At 70.7% G+C, this 24744-nt stretch carries 24 protein-coding genes, 1 pseudogene and 1 riboswitch; of the genes and pseudogenes, 6 read left to right on the forward strand and 19 right to left on the reverse strand.

Annotated features, from left to right (window positions below; translation table 11 throughout):
- Positions 1-22: 22 nt before the first annotated feature.
- The 3 genes and pseudogenes from cuyB to VV01_RS23355 all read right to left on the reverse strand — a co-directional run.
- Positions 23-844, reverse strand: a complete 822-nt coding sequence (cuyB, locus tag VV01_RS12995) for a cysteate racemase (RefSeq protein WP_082220962.1) — start codon at positions 842-844, stop codon at positions 23-25.
- Positions 844-2106 carry a carboxylate--amine ligase gene (locus tag VV01_RS13000; RefSeq protein WP_050670258.1) on the reverse strand — a complete coding sequence of 421 codons (1263 nt, stop codon included), beginning with the start codon at positions 2104-2106 and terminating at the stop codon, positions 844-846. The genes cuyB and VV01_RS13000 overlap by 1 nt, the downstream gene beginning before the upstream one ends.
- A 41-nt stretch (positions 2107-2147) precedes the next feature.
- A pseudogene (locus VV01_RS23355) lies at positions 2148-2273 on the reverse strand (dimethylsulfone monooxygenase SfnG); the annotation flags it as partial.
- A 140-nt stretch (positions 2274-2413) separates the two neighbouring features.
- Here VV01_RS23355 and VV01_RS13005 point away from each other — a divergent pair.
- Positions 2414-3403 carry a malate dehydrogenase gene (locus VV01_RS13005; RefSeq protein WP_050670259.1) on the forward strand — a complete coding sequence of 330 codons (990 nt, stop codon included), beginning with the start codon at positions 2414-2416 and terminating at the stop codon, positions 3401-3403.
- A gap of 65 nt (positions 3404-3468) precedes the next feature.
- Here the strand turns inward: VV01_RS13005 and VV01_RS13010 are convergent, their stop codons facing one another.
- From VV01_RS13010 to VV01_RS13020, 3 genes are read right to left on the reverse strand one after another with little or no spacing between them, the layout of a single operon-like run.
- Positions 3469-4734 carry a threonine/serine exporter family protein gene (locus VV01_RS13010; protein ID WP_050670260.1) on the reverse strand — a complete coding sequence of 422 codons (1266 nt, stop codon included), beginning with the start codon at positions 4732-4734 and terminating at the stop codon, positions 3469-3471.
- Positions 4735-4758: 24 nt separating this feature from the next.
- On the reverse strand, positions 4759-5022 hold the full coding sequence (locus VV01_RS13015) for a DUF3017 domain-containing protein (RefSeq protein ID WP_050670261.1): 264 nt from the start codon (positions 5020-5022) through the stop codon (positions 4759-4761).
- On the reverse strand, positions 5019-5864 hold the full coding sequence (locus tag VV01_RS13020) for a bifunctional methylenetetrahydrofolate dehydrogenase/methenyltetrahydrofolate cyclohydrolase (protein WP_050670262.1): 846 nt from the start codon (positions 5862-5864) through the stop codon (positions 5019-5021). Before VV01_RS13020 ends, VV01_RS13015 begins: the two co-directional genes overlap by 4 nt.
- A gap of 19 nt (positions 5865-5883) precedes the next feature.
- Between VV01_RS13020 and VV01_RS13025 the strand changes: the two genes are divergently transcribed.
- A complete protein-coding gene (locus VV01_RS13025; RefSeq protein WP_050670263.1) occupies positions 5884-6351 on the forward strand; it encodes a GNAT family N-acetyltransferase in 468 nt (155 codons plus the stop codon).
- Positions 6352-6459: 108 nt separating this feature from the next.
- On the opposite strand, the gene VV01_RS13030 is transcribed toward VV01_RS13025, so the two are convergent.
- The 5 genes from VV01_RS13030 to purN form a co-directional block, all read right to left on the reverse strand.
- Positions 6460-6864: a secondary thiamine-phosphate synthase enzyme YjbQ gene (locus VV01_RS13030; RefSeq protein WP_050670264.1), complete on the reverse strand. Its 405-nt coding sequence runs from the start codon at positions 6862-6864 to the stop codon at positions 6460-6462.
- 103 nt (positions 6865-6967) lie between these two features.
- Positions 6968-7555, reverse strand: coding sequence for a GNAT family N-acetyltransferase (locus VV01_RS13035; RefSeq protein ID WP_050670265.1), 588 nt, complete (start codon positions 7553-7555; stop codon positions 6968-6970).
- A gap of 49 nt (positions 7556-7604) precedes the next feature.
- On the reverse strand, positions 7605-8597 hold the full coding sequence (locus tag VV01_RS13040) for a DMT family transporter (protein WP_050670266.1): 993 nt from the start codon (positions 8595-8597) through the stop codon (positions 7605-7607).
- A 60-nt stretch (positions 8598-8657) separates the two neighbouring features.
- Positions 8658-10256 (reverse strand): bifunctional phosphoribosylaminoimidazolecarboxamide formyltransferase/IMP cyclohydrolase, encoded by a 1599-nt coding sequence (purH, locus tag VV01_RS13045; RefSeq protein WP_050670267.1) that lies wholly within the window; start codon positions 10254-10256, stop codon positions 8658-8660.
- A 28-nt stretch (positions 10257-10284) separates the two neighbouring features.
- A riboswitch (ZMP/ZTP riboswitch) is annotated at positions 10285-10361 on the reverse strand.
- A 26-nt stretch (positions 10362-10387) separates the two neighbouring features.
- The gene (gene purN, locus VV01_RS13050; RefSeq protein WP_050670268.1) at positions 10388-10993 is read right to left on the reverse strand and encodes a phosphoribosylglycinamide formyltransferase; all 606 of its coding nucleotides are present in this window, start codon (positions 10991-10993) and stop codon (positions 10388-10390) included.
- Positions 10994-11069: 76 nt separating this feature from the next.
- Between purN and VV01_RS13055 the strand changes: the two genes are divergently transcribed.
- A complete protein-coding gene (locus VV01_RS13055) occupies positions 11070-11462 on the forward strand; it encodes a hypothetical protein (protein WP_050670269.1) in 393 nt (130 codons plus the stop codon).
- Positions 11463-11598: 136 nt separating this feature from the next.
- On the opposite strand, the gene VV01_RS13060 is transcribed toward VV01_RS13055, so the two are convergent.
- The 6 genes from VV01_RS13060 to VV01_RS13085 all read right to left on the reverse strand — a co-directional run bounded on the left by VV01_RS13060 (position 11599) and on the right by VV01_RS13085 (position 18292).
- A complete protein-coding gene (locus tag VV01_RS13060) occupies positions 11599-12816 on the reverse strand; it encodes a cell division protein PerM (protein ID WP_050670270.1) in 1218 nt (405 codons plus the stop codon).
- 119 nt (positions 12817-12935) lie between these two features.
- Positions 12936-13817, reverse strand: a complete 882-nt coding sequence (gene sucD / locus VV01_RS13065) for a succinate--CoA ligase subunit alpha (RefSeq protein WP_050670271.1) — start codon at positions 13815-13817, stop codon at positions 12936-12938.
- Between the two features lie 36 nt (positions 13818-13853).
- Positions 13854-15029, reverse strand: coding sequence for an ADP-forming succinate--CoA ligase subunit beta (gene sucC / locus VV01_RS13070; protein WP_050670272.1), 1176 nt, complete (start codon positions 15027-15029; stop codon positions 13854-13856).
- Between the two features lie 167 nt (positions 15030-15196).
- Positions 15197-15949 (reverse strand): M20/M25/M40 family metallo-hydrolase, encoded by a 753-nt coding sequence (locus tag VV01_RS13075; RefSeq protein WP_050670273.1) that lies wholly within the window; start codon positions 15947-15949, stop codon positions 15197-15199.
- A 221-nt stretch (positions 15950-16170) separates the two neighbouring features.
- The gene (locus VV01_RS13080; RefSeq protein WP_050670274.1) at positions 16171-17739 is read right to left on the reverse strand and encodes a M4 family metallopeptidase; all 1569 of its coding nucleotides are present in this window, start codon (positions 17737-17739) and stop codon (positions 16171-16173) included.
- Positions 17740-17878: 139 nt separating this feature from the next.
- A complete protein-coding gene (locus tag VV01_RS13085; RefSeq protein WP_050670275.1) occupies positions 17879-18292 on the reverse strand; it encodes a cobalamin B12-binding domain-containing protein in 414 nt (137 codons plus the stop codon).
- Between the two features lie 309 nt (positions 18293-18601).
- On the opposite strand from VV01_RS13085, the gene VV01_RS13090 reads away from it, so the two are divergent.
- A complete protein-coding gene (locus tag VV01_RS13090) occupies positions 18602-19477 on the forward strand; it encodes a M23 family metallopeptidase (protein WP_157508832.1) in 876 nt (291 codons plus the stop codon).
- A gap of 238 nt (positions 19478-19715) precedes the next feature.
- Here the strand turns inward: VV01_RS13090 and pcrA are convergent, their stop codons facing one another.
- Complete coding sequence (pcrA, locus tag VV01_RS13095; protein ID WP_050670277.1) at positions 19716-22148, reverse strand: DNA helicase PcrA; 2433 nt, start codon at positions 22146-22148, stop codon at positions 19716-19718.
- Between the two features lie 76 nt (positions 22149-22224).
- Positions 22225-23487 carry an MFS transporter gene (locus tag VV01_RS13100; RefSeq protein WP_071606378.1) on the reverse strand — a complete coding sequence of 421 codons (1263 nt, stop codon included), beginning with the start codon at positions 23485-23487 and terminating at the stop codon, positions 22225-22227.
- A gap of 91 nt (positions 23488-23578) precedes the next feature.
- Between VV01_RS13100 and VV01_RS13105 the strand changes: the two genes are divergently transcribed.
- A complete protein-coding gene (locus VV01_RS13105; RefSeq protein ID WP_050670278.1) occupies positions 23579-24142 on the forward strand; it encodes a TetR/AcrR family transcriptional regulator in 564 nt (187 codons plus the stop codon).
- Between the two features lie 43 nt (positions 24143-24185).
- Positions 24186-24725, forward strand: coding sequence for a GNAT family N-acetyltransferase (locus VV01_RS13110; RefSeq protein ID WP_050671921.1), 540 nt, complete (start codon positions 24186-24188; stop codon positions 24723-24725).
- The last annotated feature ends 19 nt before the right edge of the window (positions 24726-24744 follow it).

Consider the following 24744-nt stretch of genomic DNA (forward strand, 5'->3'; position numbering starts at 1 on the left):
CCCCAGCTCGGGCCGGCGCGGCTCAGGCGAGCGGCGTACGCCCGGCGCGGGTGATCGTCGCCCGCGCCAGCGAGTCGACCGAGTCGACCAGGCGCGGGTCGGACGAGAGGCGGTGCTCGTCGTACGCGACCGACAGCTCGGTGCAGCCGAGAACCACTGCGGCACAACCCTTCTCGACCATCGCGTCGACGAGTCGGAGCAGCGCGTCGAGGTCGGACGGCTGCCCGGCCTTGACCTGGTCGTAGATGATCCGCATGACCTCGCGCTGCTCGTCGTCGGTCGTGTCGACCGGCTCGACGCCGAGGTCGCGCAGCGCGGTGGCGTAGATGCCGGCCGCTCGGGTGCCGTCGGTCGCGAGGACGCCGACGCGCGGTGCGGACTCCCCCGACGTCGTACGAGCCCGCTCGGCTGCCGCCGCCGCAGTCACGTCGACGATGTCGATCAGCGGGACCTCGACCTGGCCCTGCACCTGGTGCAAGAACTCGTGGGCGGTGTTGCACGGCACCGCGATGAACGCGGCCCCGATCGCCTGCAGCCGCAACGCATCCGCGAGCAGCACGGGCGTCGGGTCGGGCGCCGAGGCGTCCTTGATGCGCGCGGTGCGGTCAGGCGTCGTCGCGTGGCTGAGCAGCACGGCGTCCAGGTGCTCCTGGTCGTTCGTGGCAGGCGTCAGCAGCGTGAGCACGCGCAGGAAGGTCGCACCGGCGAGCGGACCGAGACCGCCCATGATGCCGACCGTCGGCGAGGACCAGCCCTGCTCGGGGGTGACCCGAGCCTCGGTCTCGATACGGCTCGCCCTGGGGGGCTCGCCTACTCGACCAGCGGGAATGTCTTTGGTGGTCATCACTTCTCACGCTTCGGCGGCGGGTAGACGCGGGCGTACTTGCGCACCTGGTTGGCGCCGTACGCCATGACGTAGGCCCAGCGCTTGGGGTGCGGGTCGCGGGCGTACATCAGGGGGTTGGTGACCCGGCCGCGGGCGACCATCGAGACGACCTTCTTGCGCAGATCGCCCGGCAGATAACGCAGCAGCAGCGGCACCGGCAGCGAGGTGTAGAGCTCCTCCTTGGACGACTCCAGCAGCGCCGGCTCGTCGGACAGGTCGGACCCCTCGACGTGCTCCTCGACGTAGTAGCGGACCGGGTTGTGACCGGACGCGGTGACGTAGAAGTTGGAGCGGCCCAGGCGCGGGTTGAGCTCGAAGAACTTGGTGCGCCCGTCGCGCGGGTCGTACTTGAGGTCGAAGTTGGCGAAGCCGGTCCATCCGACGTGCTCGAGCAGCCGCGTGGCCTCCTGCACGACGTCGTGGTTGTGACCGGTGATGATCGCTGCGGGGACGCCGAGCGTGGCCGGCAGGTGCTCCTCCATGAGCACCTGCCCGAACGACGCGAACCGCACCTTGCCGCGCTGGTCGCTGTAGGTCGTGAGGATGCGCATGCCCTCGTCGTAGCCGGGGATCATGTCCTGCAGGATGAACGTGCCCGGGTAGCCGCTGTCGTGCACCCGCTGCATCAGGTCGAGCAGGTCCTCGCGTGAGGCGGCCGTGTGGACCTTCTGCTTCCCGACGAAGTCGTACTGGTGGTAGAGCGCGCTGTTGCCGGTCTTGGCGATGATCGGGAACTCCAGCCCGGCCAGCAGCTGCGGGTCGTCCTTGAGCTCGTCGTGCCGTCGCACGTCGTAGACGACGGTCTCGGGGTGGGCGATGCCGAGCTCGGTGCACAGCCGGCTGAACTCCGCCTTGTCGGTCATCTTCTCGATGAGCGCGAGCGAGGTGTAGGGGATCGTGTAGCGCGGCTCCAGCCGGTCACGCAGCTCGACGATCCGGCGGACGAGGAAGTCGGTGCTGCTGAGCAGGATCAGCGGCGTGTCACCGAATCGCTCGCCCAGCTCGGTGAGGTGCGCGACCAGTGCCTCGGGGTCGTCCAGGTCGGACACCCGCGAGGTCTCGATGATGCGCGAGCTGGCCACCGCCCCCGCACCCAGCCGCGACACCGCGACCGAGACGACGTCGTACTCCTCGTGAAAGCTGCGGGCCAGGCTGTACGTCGAGGCGTCGGCCCCGAGCAGGACCGGGACGAAGGGCTGGGTGTCGGGTACGCGCGTCACAGCGCACCACCCTAAAGGCGGCGGTGACCGACGCTCGTACGACGCTCGGCGGTCTGCGCGGTGTCGATGTTGTACGCAGGGCTGTGGTCGGTGCGCTGCGGCAGCGTGCTGACCACCAGCCCGCCGGACACGTTGGGCACCCAGTACGCGAAGGAAAGATCACTCATAATCGCACGTTATTCATATCCTCACGATTGGTTGTAGCGGCCGTCCGTGAGGTGAGACGTTGAGACCGATGCCGGAGCGGCGCCCTTGCGCTGCTACGGTCCGAGACGTTATTGACCCACGCCTGCTCGAAGGGGAATCCGTGAGCACCACGCCCATCAAGGTCGCCGTCACCGGCGCAGCCGGCAACATCGGCTACAGCCTTCTGTTCCGCATCGCCAGCGGTGCGCTGTTCGGGCAGGACCAGCCCGTCGAGCTCCGCCTGCTCGAGATCACGCCCGCGCTGAAGGCCCTCGAGGGCGTCGTCATGGAGCTCGACGACAGCGCGTTCCCGACGCTCGCCGGTGTCGAGATCGGCGACGACCCCACCAAGGTCTTCGACGGCGTCAACCACGCCCTCCTCGTCGGTGCGCGTCCGCGCGGTCCGGGCATGGAGCGCGGCGACCTGCTCGAGGCCAACGGCGGCATCTTCGCCCCGCAGGGCAAGGCCCTCAACGAGGTCGCGGCCGACGACATCAAGGTCACCGTCACCGGCAACCCGGCCAACACCAACGCGCTGATCGCGCAGAGCAACGCGCCCGACATCCCGTCCTCGCGCTTCTCCGCGCTGACGCGTCTGGACCACAACCGCGCCATCGCCCAGCTCGCGGCCAAGACCGGCGCCACCGTGGCCGACATCAAGAAGATGACGATCTGGGGCAACCACTCCGCGACCCAGTACCCCGACCTGTTCCACGCCGAGGTCAAGGGTCAGAACGCCGCCGAGCTGGTCAACGACCAGGAGTGGCTGGAGGGCACCTACATCCCGACCGTCGCCAAGCGCGGCGCGGCGATCATCGACGCCCGCGGCGCCTCCTCGGCCGCCTCGGCCGCGTCCGCCACGATCGACCACGCCCGCGACTGGCAGCTCGGCACCGCCGAGGGCGACTGGACCTCCATGTCGGTCGTCTCCGACGGCTCGTACGACGTGCCCGAGGGCCTCATCTCCTCCTTCCCGGTGACGGTCAAGGACGGCGAGTGGACCATCGTCCAGGGCCTGGAGATCGACGAGTTCTCGCGCGGCAAGATCGACGCCTCCGTCAAGGAGCTCGAGGGCGAGCGCGACACCGTCAAGAAGCTCGGCCTCATCTGAGCCACCCCGCTGTACGACGAAGGGCCCGGTCCGAGGTGGACCGGGCCCTTCGTCGTACAGCACCCTCAGGGGTGTGCCGGTCCGCTCGTCGGCGGCGGCGCATGGCGGACGCCGCGGTCGGACGCACGGGCGATCACCGCGCCGATGAGGGCACCGATCGCGATGCTGAAGAACGCCGCGAGCGCTGCGAACACGCCGTCGGCCGCCGTGTCACCGCTGCCGAGCTCGACCTGCGAGGCGTTGAGCAGCCCGAACGACCCGGGCGCGACGACGAGGAACGCCGGCAGGTAGGTGATGCGCCACATCGGGCCGTGCGGCAGGCGTGAGATGACGACGGCGGTCACGGCGGCAGCGAGCGCTCCGGCCAGACCGCCGAGGGCCGCACCGTGGACCGCGCCCAGCCCGACCTGGGCGAGCGCGGCCACCGCGATGACCGCGACCGTCGAGCCGATGTGCTCCAGCGGCGGGTAGAAGTTGATGACCAGCCCGACCGTCGCCAGCGCCACGCCCAGCACCGAGGGCCACCAGCCGGGATGGGCGATCTGCTCGTTGTCCAGGTGCGACAGGGAGGTGCCGGTGACAGCGGCGGCGCCGACGACACCGGCGAAGAAGAGCGCGAGCTGCACCAGGGCCGCGACGAGCCGGGACGCTCCTGCCGAGACGGCGCGGGAGGCCGTCTCGGTCAGACCGGTCACGATCTCACTGCCCGGCAGCAGCAGCGCGAGCGTCGCGACGATGGTGCGCAGCGGCCCGTCGAGCCACCCGGCGTTGAACGCACCGAGCACGACGAGCGAGACCAAGAACGCCGAGGCGACCGGCAGGAGGCTGCGCAACGACGGCCACCGCCTGGTGATGGCGAGGAGGCCGGCGACCACGAGCGAGCCGAGCGCGGCGAACAGCACGTTGACCGCTGAGGGCTGCAGCAGCAGGCACAGACCGACGCCGATCGGGACCGCCCCGAGCTCGGCCACCCACACCGGCCACGGCGGAGGCTCGCGGCGGATCTCGGCGAGCTCGACCTGAGCGGCCGCGACGTCGAGCCGCCCGGTCCGCAGCCGCTGGATCACGTCGAAGACATCGGACACCTGGTCGAACCGCAGCCCCGCGCCGGCCGACTGCACGGCGGTGCTGGAGTCGGGGCTGAGCCCGACGAACAGCCCCGTCGACCACGCCGCCACCTGCACCTCGGGCGCACCGATGGGACGGCCGAGCGCCCGCAGCTCGTCCTCGACGTCACCGACCGGCGTACCGCCCCCGAGCAGGGTGGCACCGATGTCGAGCAGCAGCCGGCGACGCGGGTCGCCGTCGTGACGGTCCTGGCGTCCGACCATGGCGGCTCCCTCCTGTTCGACGGGCTACGGCAGCTTGACCTGCGCGAAGATCACGACGACCGCGACCGCGAGCGCGGCGTACGTCGCCGCGTCGAGCCCCCGCGAACGCACTGCCACCCCGTCGCACAGACCGGCCGGGAGCGCGAGGCGAGCGAGGCCGACGAGGGCGAGCACGGCGGCCAGCAGGTAGCCCCCGGCGCGCACGGGGCCGACGAGCATCAGGACCACCGAGGTCAGGCACCCCGCGACGAGGACCCACCACACCGGCCCGAGCCGGCTCGGGATCACCCCGCCTGCCGTTCGGCGGCAGCGACGACGTTGGTGAGGAGCATCGCGCGGGTCATCGGTCCGACGCCGCCCGGGTTGGGCGAGACGAACCCGGCGACCTCGGCCACGTCGTCCGCGACGTCGCCGGCGATCTTGCCGTCGACGCGCGAGACGCCCACGTCGAGCACGGCCGCACCGGGCTTGACCATGTCATGGGTGATGAGACCGGGGACGCCGGCCGCGGCCACCACGATGTCGGCCTCCCGCACGTGTGCGGCCAGGTCGCGGGTGCCCGTGTGGCACAGCGTGGTCGTGGCGTTCTCCGAACGCCGGGTCAGCAGCAGACCGAGCGGCCGGCCGACCGTCAGCCCGCGACCGACCACCACGACGTCGGCGCCGGCGATCGGCACGTCGTACCGGCGCAACAGCTCGATCGCCCCGATGGGCGTGCACGGCAGCGGACCGTCCTCGCCGAGGACGAGCTTGCCGAGGTTGACCGGGTGCAGACCGTCGACGTCCTTGTCGGGCGCGACGCGCGACAACAGGGCGAACTCATCGAGGCCGGTCGGCTGCTGGACGAGGAAGCCGGTGCAGGCCGGGTCGGCGTTGAGCTCGTCGATGACGGCCTCGACCTCGGCCTGGGTCGCGCTCGCCGGGAGGTCCTTGCGGATGGAGGTGATCCCGATCGAGGCGCAGTCCTTGTGCTTGGCCCCGACGTACCAGTGCGAGCCCGGGTCGTCGCCCACCAGCACCGTGCCGAGCCCGGGCGTGATGCCCTGGGCCTGCAGAGCGGCCACCCGCTCGCGCAGCTCGTTCTTGATCGTGGCCAGAGTGGCCTTACCGTCCATCAGCGTCGCCGTCACGGGTGCTTATCCTGCCACGGTGAGGTATGCACCCGGCTGGACGCTCCAGAGCGTCCCCTACGACGACCCGGTGGCCCAGGAGCTGGTCGCCGAGCTGACGGCCGACCTGTCCCGCCGCTACGGCGGCGAGGGCGACGCCACACCGGTCTCCCCTCACCAGTTCGCTCCCCCGTCGGGCACGTTCCTGGTCGCCTCCGACTCACAAGGCCTCGTCGGGTGCGCCGGTATGCGCATCCACGGAGCCGACGCCGAGCTCAAGCGGATGTTCGTCCGGCCGTCGCGCCGGCGTGAGGGTCACGGGCGACGCCTGCTCGAGGCGATCGAGACCTACGCCCGGGGCCGCGGGTTCAGCCGCGTCATCCTCGAGACCGGCACCGCCCAGCCCGAGGCCATCGCGCTGTACGAGAGCGCCGGCTACGTGCCGATCCCGGCCTACGGCTACTACCGCGAGGAGCCCGACTGCCGCTGCTTCGCCCGCTGGATCTGACGAGCCGCCGCCTCTTCCGGTCGAGTGCGCATGTCGCGCTCGTTGCCGGCCCGCTCAACTAGCGCGACATGCGCACTCGGCCTGGCGAGGGGCCGAGCTCTGCTCGGATCAGCCCGGCAGGAACGACAGGCGCACGCTGCGGTCGAGGTTGTCGACGTTGAGGTCGACCAGGCAGATGCTCTGCCAGGTGCCGAGGGCGAGACGTCCGTCGATGACGGGCACGGTGGCGTACGGCGGCACGAGCGCCGGCATGACATGTGACCTGCCGTGACCGCGGCTGCCGTGCCGGTGTGACCAGCGGTCGTCGGCGGGCAGCAGGTCGGCGAGCGCAGCGAGCAGGTCGTCGTCGCTGCCCGCGCCGGTCTCGATGATCGCGATGCCGGCGGTGGCGTGCGGCACGAACACGTGCAGCAGGCCGTCGCCCTCGTCGGCGACGACGTCGCGGCAGTCGGTGGTGATGTCGAGGACGACCCCGCGGTCGCCGGTGCGGTACTCCCGGATGGTCGAGCGCATGCCCCCATGCTGGCACGCCCCGAGCCCCCACTCCCAGGGCGAGATGTGACTTCACGAGTGCGCATAGCAGCCCTTGAAGTCACATCTCGCCTGGGGCTCGGGCTCAGGCGGTGGTACGCCAGTCGCGCTCGTGCCACTCGCGCTGCAGGATCCCGTAGGTGTAGCCGTCGACCCAGCCGAGCTCGCTGTGCCAGGAGTCCTCGACGCCGTGCTGCTCGCGCCGCATCCCGAGCGACTCCATGATCCGCCAGGACGGGGTGTTGTCGGCGAAGCAGCCGGCCGTCACCCGGCGTACGCCGACCTCCTCGAACGCCACCGCGACCATCTCGGCTGCGGCCTCCCCCGCGAAGCCGCGGCCGGCGTACGCAGGATCGATGACGTAGCCGAGCAGCGCCTCGACCCGCTGGGACGCCTCGGTGCGGTCCTGTCCCATGCCGTCCTCGACCTCGAGGTTGACCCAGCCGATGACCGTGCCGTCGAGCTCGATCACCGCCGAGTGGTCGTGCGGATCGGTCACGGACTTCTCCCACCCCGCGACGAGCTCGGTCGGGTCGACACGGGTCTTCATCAGCCACCGCCACACGTCGGGCTGGTTGCGGATCTGCACCAGGCGGTCGGCATCGGCGTCGAGGTAGGGGCGAAGGAGCAGACGCTCGGTGCGCCGCGGCCAGGTCACGTCCGTGGAGGTCACGGCACAGGCGTACCACCTCGGACCCGTTGTCGCCCAACGGTTTTGCGGCTCAGGCGCGCGAGGCGGCCCACCCGGCGCCGGCCGCCGCGACGAGCGTGATGAGCAGGCCGAGGACCAGCTGTACGCCGACGTCGTCGCGTGCGGACGCGTCGATGAGGTCGAGCACGAGCGCTGCGAGCAGCTGACCGGCGACCGACACGAGACCGAACACGAGCACGCCGATCTCACCCACGGCCCACGCCATGATGCCGATGACGCCGATGCCGAGCAGCCCACCGAACCACGCCCACCAGGGGGCGCCGGTCGGCAGCGTCCACGGCCCCTCGGACACGATCGCCTGCACTGCGGCGACCAGCACCAGCACGACCACGCCGACGAAGAAGTTCTGCCAGGTCGTCGCCATGGTGTGACCGACCACCTTGTTGACGCGGCCGTTGACCGCCTGCTGGGCCGCGAGCAGCAGCCCGACCCCGAACGCGGCGGCGGCCGGAGCGAACGACACGTCCTGCCCTCCGCTGTGCGCTGTGGCCGACACGACCACGCCGATGACCGCGAGTGCTGCTGCGGCGACCCGCGCCACGGTGATGTGCTGTACGCCGCCCGGCCCGAGCCCGGCACGGTCGACCACGAGCGCGCTGAGGGTCTGCCCGCCGACGACGCCGATGCTGAAGATCGCGACGCCGACGAGCGGCACCGACCACGACTGCACGGCCACCAGCAGGCCGCCGGACGCTCCGCCGATGCACTGCCACCAGCGAAGTCTGTTGTCGCGCAACGCTTTCGGGATCTCGGCGAGCGCGCGACGAATCCGCGGCACGAGCAGCACCATCAACGTGAGTACGACGAGTCCGGAGCCGAAGCTCCACAGCGCCGCCTCGACCGGGCGGCCGCTGTGCTCGCTGATGACCCCGTTCATCCGCGACTGCACCGACAGCAGCGAGCCGGAGGTGGCCGCGCCGATCAGCGCGAGCGCACGCCCGCTCGGCGCCCGCCTGGTGACGGACGCCGAGCGGGTCGTGCTGTGCGCGTCCGGCCGCGTCACGACGCTGCCGAATCGACGGAGCCGGCGACGTCGACCGGAGGCGGAGTGACGCGAGACGACTCAGTGCGCGAAATGGCGGGTTCCGGTGAAGTAGAGCGTGACGCCGGCCTTCTCGGCCGCCTCGACCACCTCGGGGTCGCGCTTCGAACCACCAGGCGCGACAACGGCTTTCACGCCGGCGTCGAGCAGCACCTGCAGCCCGTCGGCGAACGGGAAGAACGCGTCGGACGCCGCCACCGCACCGCGGGCACGCTCCTCGCCGGCGCGCTTGACCGCGAGCTCGCACGAGTCGACCCGGTTGACCTGACCCATGCCGACACCGACCGACGCGCCGTCCTTGGCGAGCAGGATCGCGTTGGACTTCACCGCACGGATGGCCTTCCAGGCGAACTGCAGGTCGGCGAGCGTCGACTCGTCGGCCGCCTCCCCCGCGACCAGACGCCAGCGCGAGGCGTCGTCGCCGCCCGGGATGTCGCCCTCGACGACCGCGTCGAGGCGGTCGGGCTGCTGCACGAGCAGACCGCCGCTGATGGCCCGCGTCTCGATCGGGTCCGCGTACTTCGCCATGTCGGCGGGCAGCTTGAGCAGCCGCAGGTTCTTCTTGGTCTTCAGCAGCTCGAGCGCCTCGGGCTCGAAGTCGGGCGCCGCGACGACCTCGGTGAAGATGTCCTTGACGGTCTCGGCCATCGCCTTCGTGACGGGCCGGTTGGTGGCGATGATGCCGCCGTACGCCGACAGCGGGTCGCACTCGTGCGCCTTGCGGTGAGCCTCGGCGACGTCCGAACCTACAGCGATACCACAGGGATTGGCGTGCTTGATGATCGCGACGGTCGGCTGGTCACCGTGGTCGTGGGCGGCGCGGACGGCGGCGTCGGTGTCGACGTAGTTGTTGTACGACATCTCCTTGCCGCCGAGCTGCTCGGCGCTCGCGAGGCCCGGGCGCCAGTGCGTGTAGACCGCGGCCTTCTGGTGCGGGTTCTCGCCGTAGCGCAGCGTCGCCGACTTGGTGAACGTCGCGCCGGTCCAGGCCGGGAAGCCGGTGCCGTCACTGGTGTCGACGTAGACGTTGCCGAGCCAGTTGGCGACCGCGTTGTCGTAGTCGGCCGTGTGCACGAACGCCTCGGCGGCGAGCCGCTTGCGCTGCTCGAGCGTGAACCCGCCGTCGGCCACGGCCGCCAGCACCGCGTCGTACGACGACGGGCTGGTGACGATGGCGACGCTCGCGTGGTTCTTGGCGGACGCGCGCACCATCGACGGGCCGCCGATGTCGATCTGCTCGATGCACTCATCGGGCGTGGCGCCCGATGCGACGGTCTCGCGGAACGGGTAGAGGTTGGAGATCACCAGGTCGAACGGCTCGACGCCGAGGTCTGCGAGCTGGGCGACGTGGTCGGGGTTGCGGGTGTCGGCGAGCAGGCCGGCGTGCACCTTGGGGTGCAGCGTCTTGACCCGGCCGTCGAGGCACTCGGGGAAGCCGGTGAGGTCCTCGACCTTGGTGACCGGGATGCCGAGGCCGTCGATGAGCTTGGCCGAGCCACCGGTCGAGACCAGCTCGACGCCGGCCTCGTGCAGGCCGCGGGCCAGGTCTTCGAGGCCGGTCTTGTCGTAGACGGAGACGAGCGCGCGCGTGATCGGGCGGCGGGCGTCGGTTGAGGTCACAGCGAACTCCTGAAGGACGTCGTCATGTGAGCAGCACCCAGGCGTTCGATGCGCTCGACTTCACTCCCTGGTGGTGGCCCACCTGCGCCAGTCGTGTGGCACCAGGCTACCGACCCGCGGCCGGTGCTCGGTCATCCACCGATGCGTACGCGCCGCCCGTCGACCACGAACCCCTCGCGCACCAGCCGGCCCACGTTGTCGACGAGCATCTCGCGCTCCTGCACCTTGATGCGCTCGTGCAGCGACTCCTCGGTGTCGTCGGGCTCGACCCGCACGACGCGCTGCTCCAGGATCGGGCCGGTGTCGACGCCCGCATCGACGAGGTGACACGTGGTGCCGGTGACGGCAACGCCGTAAGCCAGCGCGTCTCGTACGCCGTGGGCACCCGGGAAGCTCGGCAGGAGCGCCGGGTGGGTGTTGACCACCTCGTGCTGGAGCATGCGAGCGCCCAGGATCTTCATGAACCCGGCCGTGACGACGAGGGCAGGGTCGTACGCCGCCACGTCGTCCGCGAGCGCCGCGTCCCACCCCTCGCGACTCGCGAAGTCGCGCACCCGGCGTACGAACGTCGGGATGCCCGCACGCTCGGCGCGGGCCAGCCCCTCGATGCCGTCGCGGTCGGCGCCGACGGCTGCGATGCGCACGCCGTACGCCGGGTCGGCGGCGGCGTCGATGAGCGCCTGCAGGAGGGTCCCCGAGCCGGAGACGAGGACGACGATCTGGGCCGTTGCGGTCACGCGGTGAGGCTACCGAGCCCGCGCGCGTGCGCGGACAGTGCGTGGGAGAGGATGAGCACCGACCCCGAGGAGTGATGTGACCGAGCAGAAGCGCGTGCTGCCGCCTGGCGCACTCAACTCACGACGTGCCGCGTTCTACCTGCTGCTCGGGTTCCTCGCCTCGTTGATGCCGATGCCGTTCAACGCGGTCGCTCTCGTGCCGCTGGCGTTCTCGGTCTGGGAGTCGGTGCGTTGCCTGAAGGCACTCGGCGACGCCGGCGCCCCGCGCAGTATGCGCGCCTGGAGCGGCATCGGCCTGGCGCTCACGGTGATGCTGCTCGTGGTCGTCGCGATCCCGTACGCGTTCTACGGCTCGACGCGCGACTACCAGGACTGCCTGGCCGGGGCCAACACGCACGTGGCCGAGCAGGCGTGCCAGACGCAGTTCGGTGAGAGCTCAGACCTGCTCCAGCGCTTCCTGGAGGACTGAACGGCATCCCGGTACGCCGGTCGAGCCCGTCCCCTCCGCCGGCAGAAGGTGGCGAGCTGCACACGCATGGATGTGCTGCTCGCCAACATCTGCCGAGCACCGTCCGCGGTGCCACTGCCGACCACTCGGCGGCGCGTCAGCGGTGAGTGCGCCAGTAGTGCAGCACCGTCGCCGTGAGCACGGCACCGACGACGACCTCGGCGATCAGCAGCGGCACCGCCATCAGCGACGGACCGACGTGGTCGAGCGCGGTGCCGTCGACACCCATGCTGCCGACGTAGGCGAGCAGGAGCAGGCCAGCAGCGGCCAGCGCGCCCGCGATGGTCGCGGTCTGGACCTTCGCCTTGAGCGAGGCCAGCACGGTGAGTCCGCGCAGCGTGCGCCAGCCGACGAAGCCACCGACGGCCACGGGCACGAGCGGGACGAACGGTGCCCACCACGGGCCCGCACCGGCCTCCGGGACCGCGCCGAGCACCGGAACCATCGGGAGGATCCCGGGGGTGATGGCCGCGTGCCCCACGGTCACCGAACCCAGGTGGATGCTCGCGCCGCTCAGCCAGGTCATTGCGTACGCCGCGAAGTTGGGTGCCGCGGTCAGCTGCGCACCGGTCAGCAGCGTGCCGCCGACGACACCGGGCCGCAGCTCGCCGTTGATCTCACTGACCCGGCCCCAGGACAGCGCGACCGCGACGAGCACCAGCACCAGCCCGACCGCGAGCAGCGCCCAGACTCCGACCAGGGCGGGGCGCAGCGCTCGGACGAGCACGGCCGGGAGCCTGTTGCCCCAGGCCGTGAGCTGCTCGGTGGCGATGCCGTCACCGCGCACGTGATCGCGCCAGATTGCCCAGCCCATGCCGATGGCCGCCACGACCAACGCCCCGGGGACGACCAGCACGAACCCGGGCTTGCCCGGTCCGATGCGGCCGACGAACGCGAGGACCAGGCCCGTGACGGCGTACCCACCGGCGTACGACAGGGCGACGCGGGGCCACAGACCCCGCGTCCTGGAGCTGAGCTGCTGCAGGGCAGCGGCTCCGGCCATCCGTGCCAGCAGGACGGCGAGCGCCGTGAGCAGCAGCGGCGGCGCCGTCACCGTGAGGTCACCGGCCGGCACCCCGAGCGAACCGCGATGCGCGAGCACCCAGCTGTCGGCGGCGAACGTGAGCGCGTCGCTCCAGCTGACCGTGCTCTGCGAGTCGGCGAGCCAGGCGATCGTCACCGGGACGACCAGCAGCAGGACCAGCGACAGTGCGCCCACGGCGCCGTAGCCCGCGGCCACCAGCAGTGGGTTCATCGGGCGGTCGGAGGAGGACGGCGTCGGGACGAACTGACGGGTGCGCTCAAGCAGACTCATGACGGGACCCATCGTCGCCGGTCGGGTGACGATTCGCCGGGAGCCGCGCCGCGCGTACGCCGACGGCCGGCCACCTCCGCAGAGGTGACCGGCCGTCGTACCGGGAGATCCCGAAGGGCTCAGAGGCCCTTGAGGATCTCGCGCATCAGGTCTGCCGTCTCGGACGGCGTCTTGCCGACCTTGACGCCGGCGGCCTCGAGGGCCTCCTTCTTGGCCTGCGCCGTGCCGGACGAGCCGGACACGATCGCACCCGCGTGGCCCATGGTCTTGCCCTCGGGGGCGGTGAAGCCGGCGACGTAGCCGACGACCGGCTTGGTGACGTTGGCCTTGATGTAGTCGGCAGCCCGCTCCTCGGCGTCGCCGCCGATCTCGCCGATCATGACGATCGCCTTGGTGTCGGGGTCGGCCTCGAACGCCTCGAGAGCGTCGATGTGCGTGGTGCCGATGACCGGGTCACCGCCGATGCCGATGGCGGTGGTGAAGCCGAAGTCACGCAGCTCGTACATCATCTGGTAGGTCAGGGTGCCCGACTTGGAGACCAGACCGATCGGACCCTTGCCCGCGATGGTGTGCGGCGTGATGCCGGCCAGCGACTCCTCGGGCGTGATGATGCCGGGGCAGTTCGGGCCGATGATGCGGGTCTTCTTGCCGATGGAGTAGTTGAAGAACTCCGCGGAGTCCTTGACCGGGATGCCCTCGGTGATGACGACCAGCAGCGGGATCTCGGCGTCGATGGCCTCGATCGCGGCGTCCTTGGCGAACTTCGGCGGCACGAACGCGACCGACACGTTGGCGCCGGTGGCCTCCATGGCCTCCTTGACCGTGCCGAAGACGGGCAGCTCCTGGCCACCGATCTCGGCCGTGGTGCCGGCCTTGCGGGCGTTGACGCCACCCACGATGTTGGAGCCCGCCTCGAGCATGAGCGCGGTGTGCTTGGAGCCCATGCCACCGGTCATGCCCTGCACGATGATCTTGCTGTCAGCGTTCAGGAAGATTGACATTTTTGCGATTCCTTCAGTTCGTCTGCTGGCAGCGGGTCACTTGGCGGCGAGCTCGGCGGCCTTGGCCGCGGCGCCGTCCATCGTGTCGACCTGGGTGACGAGCGGGTGCGCGAGCTCGTTGAGGATCGCCCGGCCCTCCTCGACGTTGTTGCCGTCGAGACGGACGACGAGCGGCTTGGTCGCGTTGTCACCGAGGATCTCCAGGGCACCCTTGATGCCGTTAGCGACCTCGTCGCACGCGGTGATGCCGCCGAAGACGTTGACGAACACGGCCTTGACCTGCTCGTCGTTGAGGATGACGTCGAGGCCGTCGGCCATCACCTGGGCGTTGGCGCCGCCGCCGATGTCGAGGAAGTTCGCCGGCTTGACGCCGCCGTGCTCCTCACCGGCGTACGCGACGACGTCGAGCGTCGACATGACCAGGCCCGCGCCGTTGCCGATGATGCCGACCTGGCCGTCGAGCTTGACGTAGTTGAGGCCCTTGGCCTTGGCCTTGGCCTCGAGCGGGTCGGCCGCGGCCTTGTCCTCGAGCGCCTCGTGGTCGGGGTGGCGGAAGTCGGCGTTGCCGTCGAGCGTCACCTTGCCGTCGAGGGCGATGATCTCGCCGTCCTCGCTCTTGACGAGCGGGTTGACCTCGACGAGGGTCGCGTCCTCCTCGCGGTAGACGTCCCAGAGCTTCTGCAGGACCGGGACGATCTTGGCGCCGGTCTCGGCGTCGAAGCCCGCGGCCTCGACGATCTCCTTCGCCTTGGCCTCGTCGACGCCGACGTTGGGGTCGACCGCGATGCGGGCCAGTGCCTCGGGGCGCTCGACGGCGAGCGTCTCGATGTCGACACCGCCCTCCTTGGAGCACATCGCGAGGTAGCGGCGCTCGGCCCGGTCGAGCAGGATCGAGAAGTAGTACTCCTCGGCGATCTTGGCGCCCTGCGCGATCATCACGGTGCCGACGGTGTGGCCCTTGATGTCCATGCCGAGGATCTGCTCGGCGTACTGCTCGGCCTCATCGGCCGACTTCGCGACCTTGACGCCGCCGGCCTTGCCGCGGCCGCCGGTCTTGACCTGCGCCTTGACGACGGTGACCCCGCCTGACTTGGCGCCGATCTCCTCGGCCGCAGCCTTGGCCTGCTCCGGAGTGGTGGCGGTCTTGCCAGCCAGCACCGGCACGCCGTGCGCCTCGAACACGTCGCGCGCTTGGTACTCGAAAAGATCCACGGGGAATCCGTCCTCGACATTGAAGGGATCGTCCTTGGCGAGCGTAGCGGCCGACCGGGCGACCGTCGGCCGCGCTGCCAGGGCTCACACCCACGCGAAACGTTGTACACCCGAACGCCGGGTGACCTGTAACCGGGCGACCTCTGCGTGAGGCGGCTCACACGCGCTCAGGCGGCCGGAGCGTTCACCGTCCCCAGGTCCTTGCCGGCGTACGACCACACCATCGCGCCGATCGCGTCGGTGTTCTTGTCCAGGGCGTCGGTGTCGATGTTGTCGATCCCGTCGCACGAGCGGTGGTAGCACGCGTCGAACTCGGCGCCCGCCTGGCCGCCCCACCTGTCGGCCTGCTCCTGGCTCTTGGTCTCCTCGCCGCCGCTGTAGATGCCGCCCGTCGGGATGCCCGCGTCGATGAAGGCCGCGTGGTCGCTGCGGCCCTGCGGGTCGGTGTACTCCCACGGGATGCCGACCTCGTCGTAGTGAGCGGTGAGCGAGTCCCGCACGCCGGTGCCGGCGGGGTTGTCGTCGTACACGAAGTAGCCGGGGTTGGGCGAGGCGATCATGTCGACGTTGAGGTACGCCCCGATCGCCGCCTTGTCGCTGCTGCTGAGCGAGTCGACGTAGTGGCTGGAGCCGTAGAGTCCCTGCTCCTCGGCACCCCAGAACGCGAACCGCACCGTGTTGGTGGGCTTCTCACCGGACGCGGCGTACGACAGGGCGGTCTGGAGTACGCCGGCGCTGCCGCTCCCGTTGTCGTTGATGCCCGGGCCGGCCTCGACGCTGTCCAGGTGCGAGCCGAACATCACGACGTGCTCGGGCGCGGTGCCCGGCAGCTCGGCGATGACGTCGGACGAGCTGCCGTGGGGCGTCTGGAACGTCTGGACGCTGGTGGTGAACCCCGCTGCGTCGAGCTTGCCCTTCACGTAGGCGACCGACCCATGGATGGTTTCTCCTCCGAGTGGCGGGCGGCCGACGGTTCGCCGGCGCGTGCCCACGCTGACGGCGCCGGCGTTCCGTGTGAACCCGGTCTGTCACGCCCCGACCCGTTCCGGCCCGGAACATGAACGCCCGCCGACGTGGCCCAGACGCACGTGACCCCCGCGGCCGGTCGGCCGCGGGGGTCACGTGGAGGGCGTTCAGCAGGTCACGGGGTCTCGGACTGCTGGGGTACGCCGATGGCCGAGAACGCGTTGGCGACGCCGACGCTCTGGGCCGAGCCCGCGCCGTACAGGTCCTTGGCGGCCTTGACCGCCGCGTCACGGGCAGCGGGGTAGTCGCTGCGCTTGGTGAGGTAGACCGACAGCGCGCGGTACCAGACCTTCTCGGCGACGTCGCGACCCACGCCCGCGACGGTCGAACCGTCACAGGTCGGGCTGTTGTAGGCGACACCGTTGACCGTCTTGGCGCCCGAGCCCTCGGAGGCGAGGTAGAACCAGTGGTTCAGCGGGCCCGAGGAGTAGTGCGGGTCGAGCCGCTTGACCGTGGTGTCCCAGCAGTCGCGCGAGCGCCCGTCCTTGGACGGCTGGTCCATGTAGCGCAGCGGCTTGCCGTCACCGCGGATGTTGATCTCCTCGCCGATGAGGTAGTCACCCGGGTCGGAGACGTTGCCGGCGTGCCACTCGACGGCCGTACCGAAGATGTCGGACGTGGCCTCGTTGAGACCGCCCGCGTCGCCGCGGTAGACCAGGCCCGCGGTGTTCTCGGTGACGCCGTGGCTCATCTCGTGGCCCGCGACGTCGATGGCCGTCAGCGGGTTGGCGTTGTTGATGCCGTCGCCGTAGGTCATCTGGGTGCCGTCCCAGAACGCGTTGACGTAGGCGTTGCCGTAGTGGACCCGCGAGGGCGCGCCCTTGCCGGTGTCCCAGATGCCGGCTCGGCCGAGCACCTCGTTGTAGTAGTCGTACGTCTTGTCGGCGCCGTACTGCGCGTCGACGGCGGCGGACTGACGATCGGTCGTCGAGCCGTTGCCCCACACGTCGTCGGCGTCGGTGAACAGCGTGCCCGTGCCCTTGGTCGCGCCGTTGAGGTCGGTCGTGTGCGCACCGGTCGTCGGGTTGGTGAGGGAGTACGACGGTGCCGCACCGCTCGTGGCCAGCTCGACGTCACCGACGTGGACACCATGACCGGTGCCGTCGGCGATCTCGTCCCAGCTGTCGAGGACCTTGCCGTTGCGAGCGTCGACGAACGTGTGCAGGCGCGAGGGCGTCTGGTCGGCGCGGACGCCGGTGGTGAGGACGTCGTACGCCAGTCGCGGACCGTGGTCGGTGACGAGGACGACGAGCTCGGACGTCGTTGCGGCCGAACGCAGCTCGCGGGCGGAGGCCTTCGCCGACGCAGCGGACTTCGTCAGGGACGGCGAGACCGATGCGACGGCGACGGCCGCACGACCGGACGTGCCGGCGACGGCGCCGCGCGCGTTGCGGTGAGCGATGAAGTCGCCACCGACGACGCGGAGCCCGTTGAACGTGCGCTCGTAGCGGACGTGGCTCGTGCCGTCGCGGTCCTGCACGATGGACTTCACCGACAGGGTTTCGCCGGCGCCCAGGTGCAGCGCGGCGGACATGTCGGAGATGCGTGCCTTCTCCGCAGCCACGGAGGCGCGGGCGGCGGGTGCCGCGGCGCGCTCGTTGTGGGAGGCGGCGTGGGCGGACAAGGGTGCGACTACGGCCAGGGCCAGGCAGGTGGTGCTGGCTGCCAGTGTCACTCGCTTCACGGGGAGATGCTCCTCTCGGACGCGGTCGCCCGCGGGGCGCGGCAACGACCGGTGCAGGGAGCATGCCCGAATCGACGTCACCAGGACGGGATTTCGGCAGTCGGACTGATCCGCCCGGAACGCCTCCGTCGTACGCCGGTCAGGCGTCCGCGGTGTCGGCACCCACGTTGCTGCGGACCCAGTCGACGATCTCGGTCGTCGTCGCGCCCGGGGTGAACACGGTGGCGACGCCCATGCGCGAGAGCTCGGGGAGGTCCTCCTCGGGGATGATGCCGCCGCCGAAGACCACGATGTCGGCCGCGTCACGCTCGCGCAGCAGCTCGGTCACCTTGGCGAACTGCGTCATGTGCGCACCGGACAGCACCGACAGACCCACGGCGTCGGCGTCCTCCTGGATCGCCGCCTCGACGATCTGCTCGGGCGTCTGGTGCAGGCCGGTGTAGATGACCTCCATGCCCGCATCGCGCAGGGCACGGGCGACGACCTTGGCGCCGCGGTCGTGCCCGTCCAGACCGGGCTTGGCGACGACGATGCGCAGCGGAGCGGCACTCATGGCAGGCAGCGTATCCGGGCGTGAGACGCCGCTCACACCGGGCCGCCGTCCGTAACGCACGCGGCTCGGAGCGCGATAACCCTGCTCGAACCCTCGTGGAGGATCACCGGCCACGGTCCTTGTTCACAGCGGATACCGCGCCGTAGCAACGCTGCTGCACACGGATATCCACCGATTTTCGCCGTTCGATGCACGCATCACGAACAGGTCACGTTAGGGTTCCCCTCGGCCACCGTCCCCCAATTGAAGTTGGTGCGTCTCTTGTCCCGGAACTACCAGGGCCGCCACCGCGCTCTGCCGGCATCCCCCTTGCAGACCGCACGTGTCGCCCTCCCCGCCATCGCGGCGGCGTCACTGACCGTCGCTGCAGCCGGCACCGCGTTCGCCACCGAGTCGGGATCCGACACCGCGACCGACCACCGCGCCACCGGCGCGATGGACACCACGCAGTGGACCCGGAGCGGTGTCGACACCTCGTCGCGTTCGCTGCAGTCCTCGACCACGTCCCCCGCTGCGTCGTCCGCCGCCACTGCGGCCCGCACCTCCGCGGCGGCCAAGGCCAAGGCTCGTGTCGACGCCGCCAACCGCGCGCTGACCGCCAAGAACGCCGCATCCCGTCGTGCCGCGCTCACCGCGATCGACTCCGGCGACGGCGCGATGACGAGCTACACCGCACCGACCCCCAAGCCCAGCCCGTCGCGGACCACCGCTGCTGCGGCTGCCAGCCCCTCGAGCAGCTCCTCCTCCAGCAGCTCCTCCTCCAGCAGCTCCTCGTCCAGCGACTCGGGTGAGTCGCGCAGCAGCGGCTGGGTCCGCCCGCTCATCGGTGGCACCTACACCTCCGGCTACGGCACCCGCTGGGGTCGCCTCCACGCCGGCGTCGACTTCGCCTGCCCGGTCGGCACGACCCTGCGCGCGATGAACGATGCCAAGGTCATCGCCACCGGCTGGTACGGCGGTCAGGGCAAGCGCGTTGTCATCGAGTTCGACAACGGCACCCAGGCGGTCTACGCCCACATGTCCAGCATCAGCGTCTCCGTCGGTGAGCGCCTCGCCAAGGGTGAGCGCCTCGGCTACTCCGGCAACACGGGCAACTCGACCGGCCCGCACCTCCACCTGGAGATCCACGTGGGCGGCGAGCCGATCAACCCCTACCCCTGGCTCGAGGCGCGCGGTCTGATCTGACCCGCCCCCCTGCTCGGTGGCCACACGAGAGGCCGTCTCCCTTCGCGGGAGGCGGCCTCTCGTCGTACGCCGGCGCGGGCCCTGGCCGCCACCTTGCCGATAGGTCACACCGCGACCAGCCGCACGCAGTCCGTCACACCGAGCGCGCAGCCGCCACGTCGCGACAGGTCACACCGACACCACCAGCACGCGGTCCGCCACACCGCGACGGGCGGCGGGCGACCGATCGGGGTGAGACTCAGAGCTTCTCGACCGGGGCGTACCGCAGCAGCAGCCGCTTCACACCGGTGTCACCGCCGAAGTCGATGTGCGCCATCGCGCGCTCGCCCTGGCCCTCCACCCGCACGACCGTGCCGAGGCCGAACGAGTCGTGGGTGACCTTGTCGCCGGAGTCGAGCGAGATGACCGGGCGGTTGCCGGGGCTGCGGACGCCGGGGCGGCCGGCCAGCCGCGCCACGGCCGGTGTCGAGGAGCCCGCCGAACCCGTCGGCGCGATGCGCTCCCAGTCGATCAGGTGCGTCGGGATCTCGTCGAGGAAGCGCGAGGGCGGGTTGTACTGCGGGGCACCCCACGCCGAGCGCACCTGAGCCCGTGACAGGTGCAGCCGCTCACGCGCGCGAGTGATGCCGACGTACGCCAGGCGCCGCTCCTCCTCGAGCTCGGCGTTGTCACCGAGCGCTCGCAGGTGCGGGAACGTGCCGTCCTCCATGCCGGTGAGGAACACGACCGGGAACTCCAGCCCCTTGGCGGTGTGCAGCGTCATCATCGTGATGACCCCGCCGTCCTGCGCCTGCTCGGCGCCCTCCTCGTCGGGGATCTCGTCGGCGTCGGCGACGAGCGACACCTGCTCGAGGAAGTCCTCGAGCGAGCCGTCGGGATAGGCCTCGTCGAACTCACGCGCCACCGCGACCAGCTCAGCGAGATTTTCGATGCGGGTCTCGTCCTGCGGGTCGTGGCTCTCACGCAGCTCGGCGAGGTAGCCGGACCGGTCGAGGATCGCCTCGAGCAGGTCGCCGGCTCCCGCCCCCGCGTCATGGGTCTCGCGCAGGCCCTCCAGCAGCGAGGTGAACCCACGGATGGCGGTGACCGATCGGGTCGCGATGCCGGGGGCGTCCTCGGCCTGCCCGAGCGCGGCGATGAACGGGATGCGCTCGCGCTCGGCCAGGGCCGACACGCACGCCTCGGCACGATCGCCGATACCGCGCTTGGGCACGTTGAGGATGCGGCGCAGGTTGACGGTGTCGGCCGGGTTGGAGACGACCCGCAGGTACGCCAGCGCGTCCTTGACCTCGCGGCGCTCGTAGAAGCGGGTGCCGCCGACGACCTTGTAGGGCAGGCCGACCCGGACGAAGACCTCCTCGATCGCGCGGGACTGGGCGTTGGTGCGGTAGAACACCGCGACGTCCTTGGGCTTGACGCCGTCCTTGTCGCCGAGCCGGTCGATCTGCCGGGCGATGAACGCGGCCTCGTCGTGCTCGGAGTCGGCGACGTAGCCGACGATCGCGGCACCGTCGCCGGAGTCGGTCCACAGGTTCTTCTTACGACGGTCGGGGTTCTTCTCGATGACCGCGTTGGCGGCCTGCAGGATCGTCTGGGTCGAGCGGTAGTTCTGCTCGAGCAGGACGGTGCGCGCGTCGGGGTAGTCCTGCTCGAACTCGACGATGTTGCGGATGGTCGCCCCGCGGAAGGCGTAGATCGACTGGTCGGCGTCACCGACGACGCACAGCTCGGCCGGCGGCACCTGGCCCAGGGCCTCGTCGTCGACCTGGTGACCGACGAGCTCCTTGACGAGCTGGTACTGCGCGTGGTTGGTGTCCTGGTACTCGTCGACCATGACGTGCCGGAACCGGCGGCGGTAGTGCTCGGCGACGTCGGGGAACGCCTGCAGGATGTTGACGGTGGTCATGATCAGGTCGTCGAAGTCCATCGCGTTGGCCTGCCGCAGCCGGCGCTGGTACGACGCGTAGGCCTCGGCGACCATCCGCTCCTGATGGGTGCCCTCGACGACCTGCGAGGCGTAGGTCTCCTCGTCGATCAGCTCGTTCTTGAGGTTGCTGACCTGGTTGCTGAACGAACGCGGCTGGTAGCGCTTGGGATCGAGGTCCATGTCGCGCAGGACCATCGCCATCAGCCGCTGGCTGTCGGCGGAGTCGTAGATCGAGAAGGTCGACTTCATGCCGATCTTGCCGGCCTCGCGTCGCAGGATGCGCACGCACGCGGAGTGGAACGTCGAGACCCACATCGCCTTGGCCGCTCCCCCGACCAGGTCGGCGACGCGCTCGCGCATCTCGGCAGCGGCCTTGTTGGTGAACGTGATCGCGAGGATCTGCCCCGGCTGCACCCCGCGCTCGGCCAACAGGTAAGCGATGCGGTGAGTGAGCACCCGGGTCTTGCCCGAGCCGGCGCCGGCGACGATCAGCAGCGGGGTGCCGTGGTGCACCACGGCCTCGCGCTGCTGGTCGTTGAGGCCTTCGAGCAGCTGTGCGGCGTCGGGACCGGCATGGCCACCACCGGCCTCGTCGGGGCCGTGCCCGAGGCTCGCCCAGGTCGGCACACCGCGCTCGTCGACCTCACCCGCGCGGTGCTGCGGGTGATCGAGGATCTCGGTCGTGGGGGCCGCCTGGGACGGCTGGAGTCCGGGCAGGGGAAGGTCATCGAACAGGCTGCTCATATCGCGCTCCAGCCTACGGTCCGCAGCCGACAGCGCCCGCCCCGACCGCACGTCGTACGACGGTGGCGCAGTCTCCTCAACCGACCGTCTGCTCGCACGCACCCTCGGCGACCGGGCAGCGGTCGCGACCTGCAGGTACGACGGTCGCGGCCGGGCCGCGAGACGTTCGGGTCGAACCGGCCGCCGCGCCGAGCACGAGCAGCAGCTCGAACGCGCCGTACCCGACGAGCGTGGGCCGCAGGCCGTACTCCTGCACCGCGAACCCGGCCACGAGGGCAGGGATGCTGAACGCGGAGTAGCTCACCACGAAGGTGGTCGCGAACACGCGGCCGCGCTCGGTGGCCGGGGTCGCTGCGGCGATGGCACCCATGACGTTCTGGAACGTCCAGCCGAAGCCGAGCCCGGCGACGGCCGAGGCCAGCAGGTAGGTCGTGAGCGATCCGACGAGGGCGCCGACGACGCTCAGCGCGATGCCGGCGCCGAGGGCCGCGAAGCCGGCCGACCGTCGTACGCGCTCGGGCAGTGCGCCGTTGACCAGGACCGCGACACCGCCGGCGCCGAACATCGCCGCGAGCACGAGCCCGGCGAGCAGGTGGTTGGCGACGTGCAGCTCGCGGCCGACGACCGAGGCGCCCAAGGACAGGTAGAGCCCACCGAGCGACCAGGTGGCGGCGATCGCGGGGACCTGCGCGAGGAACAGCCCACGCATCGACCGGGGTACGCCGGCGCTGGGGCGCAACGACGCCAGGAGCGCACGCCACGACCGCGGCTGGTCGCGGACGGCCTCGGGCTGGAACCACATGACCACGACGAGGGCGAGGGCGAGCACGAGGAACACCTCGTAGACGAGGTGCCGCGGCTCGGGGGCGTACTCGACCAGGCCACCGGACAGGACGGCTCCGAACGCCATGCCGACCGCGGGGGTCGCGCTGGTGACGTTGGTGCCGACGCGCTGCGACGGCTGCAGGTCGGCGAGCGAGGCGCTCAGGGTGCCGGTGGCCGCCCCGACTGCGATGCCCTGCACGATGCGCGCGGCGACCAGGCCACCGACGCCGTCGGCGACGCGGAACAGCACCATCGCCACGGCGAGCAGCAGGAGCGCGGCGATGATCACCGGTCGTCGCCCGACGTGGTCGGAGACCGACCCGATCGTGAGCAGCGCGCCGAGGAGCGCGAAGACGTAGACGGCGAAGACGAGCGGGAGCGTGATCGAGGAGAAGCCCCACGCCTGCTGGTAGACGGGGTAGAGCGGTGAGGGTGCGGCGGATGCGCCGAGCAGCACGCCCAGGGTCAGCGCCGCGATCGCGAAGGCGATGCGTCGGTCGAGCGTGGAGGTCACGACCTGCTCTTTAAGGCAAAAATCTTGGCTTTAGCGCGATCACGCTATCAACGTGCAGCGCTAAAGCCAAGACCTTTGCAATAATCATGGCATGACTTCCTCGACCACCTCACGTCCCGGCGGGCGCAGCGCCAAGGTCCGCGACGCGGTCTACACCGCCGTCGGCCAGCTGATGGGTGAGGGCACCGCGTCGATCACCGTGCCCGCCGTCGCCCAGCGCGCCGGGGTCAACCCGACGAGCGTCTACCGCCGCTGGGGCGACATCGACACCTTGCTCGAGGAGGTCGCCGTCGCCGCGCTGACCCGCGAGGGCGACCAGCCGCCCGACACCGGCTCACTCGTCGGCGACCTCACCCAGTGGGCGCAGATCATCGTCGACGACGTCACCCGCCCGCACCGCACCCGCTACCTGCGCGCGATGGTCTCCGCGCGCAGCGGCGAGGTCGAGGCGTGCCCGTGCTGGGAGCAGCGCCGCGGGCAGAGCCGCACGATCATCGAGCGCGCCCAGGACCGCGGCGAGCTCGTGCCGACCGTCGACCAGGTCCTCGACCACCTCATCGCGCCGATCTACCACCACGTGGTGTTCGGGCTGAGCGCCGACCACGCGTACGCCGACCGCCTCGTGCGCGACGTGGTCGCACTGAGCGCTCGCTGATAACGCGTCGCGCGAGGTGACCGGCCGTCGTACGGTCACCCTCATGATCCGTCTCATCGCGCCGACCACCGACCTGCACACCTCCTGGCTGGAGGCGGTCGACGAGTTCGACGGAGGTCAGCCGCACGGGTTCGGCTTCAGCTACGGCATCCTGCCCTGGAGCCGCGAATCCCTTTCAACACCAGAGGGATTCGCCGACTTCGTCGAGACCCGCAACCAGTGGAGCGTGCCCGGCTCCCCCATGCCGGACGGCCTGGTCAACGACTCGATCTTCTGGATCGTCGACGACACCGAGCCCGACCGCGTGCTCGGCTCGCTGAGCCTGCGCCACGAGCTCAACGACTTCCTCCTCAACGCGGGCGGCCACATCGGCTACGGCGTACGGCCGAGCGCCCGCGGGCGCGGCGTCGCGACGGCAGCGCTCATCGCTGCTCTCGACGAGGCACGCGCCCTTGGTCTGGACCGGGTGCTCGTCAGCTGCGACGCCGACAACGAGGCCTCGCGCCGCACCATCGTGCGCGGCGGAGGCGTGCTGGAGGACACCCGTGAAGGCATCGAGCGCTACTGGATCGACCTGACCTGAGCGCAGCCGTGGACGCCGT

Source organism: Luteipulveratus halotolerans (genome assembly GCF_001247745.1).
GTDB classification, from domain to species: Bacteria; Actinomycetota; Actinomycetes; order Actinomycetales; family Dermatophilaceae; genus Luteipulveratus; species Luteipulveratus halotolerans.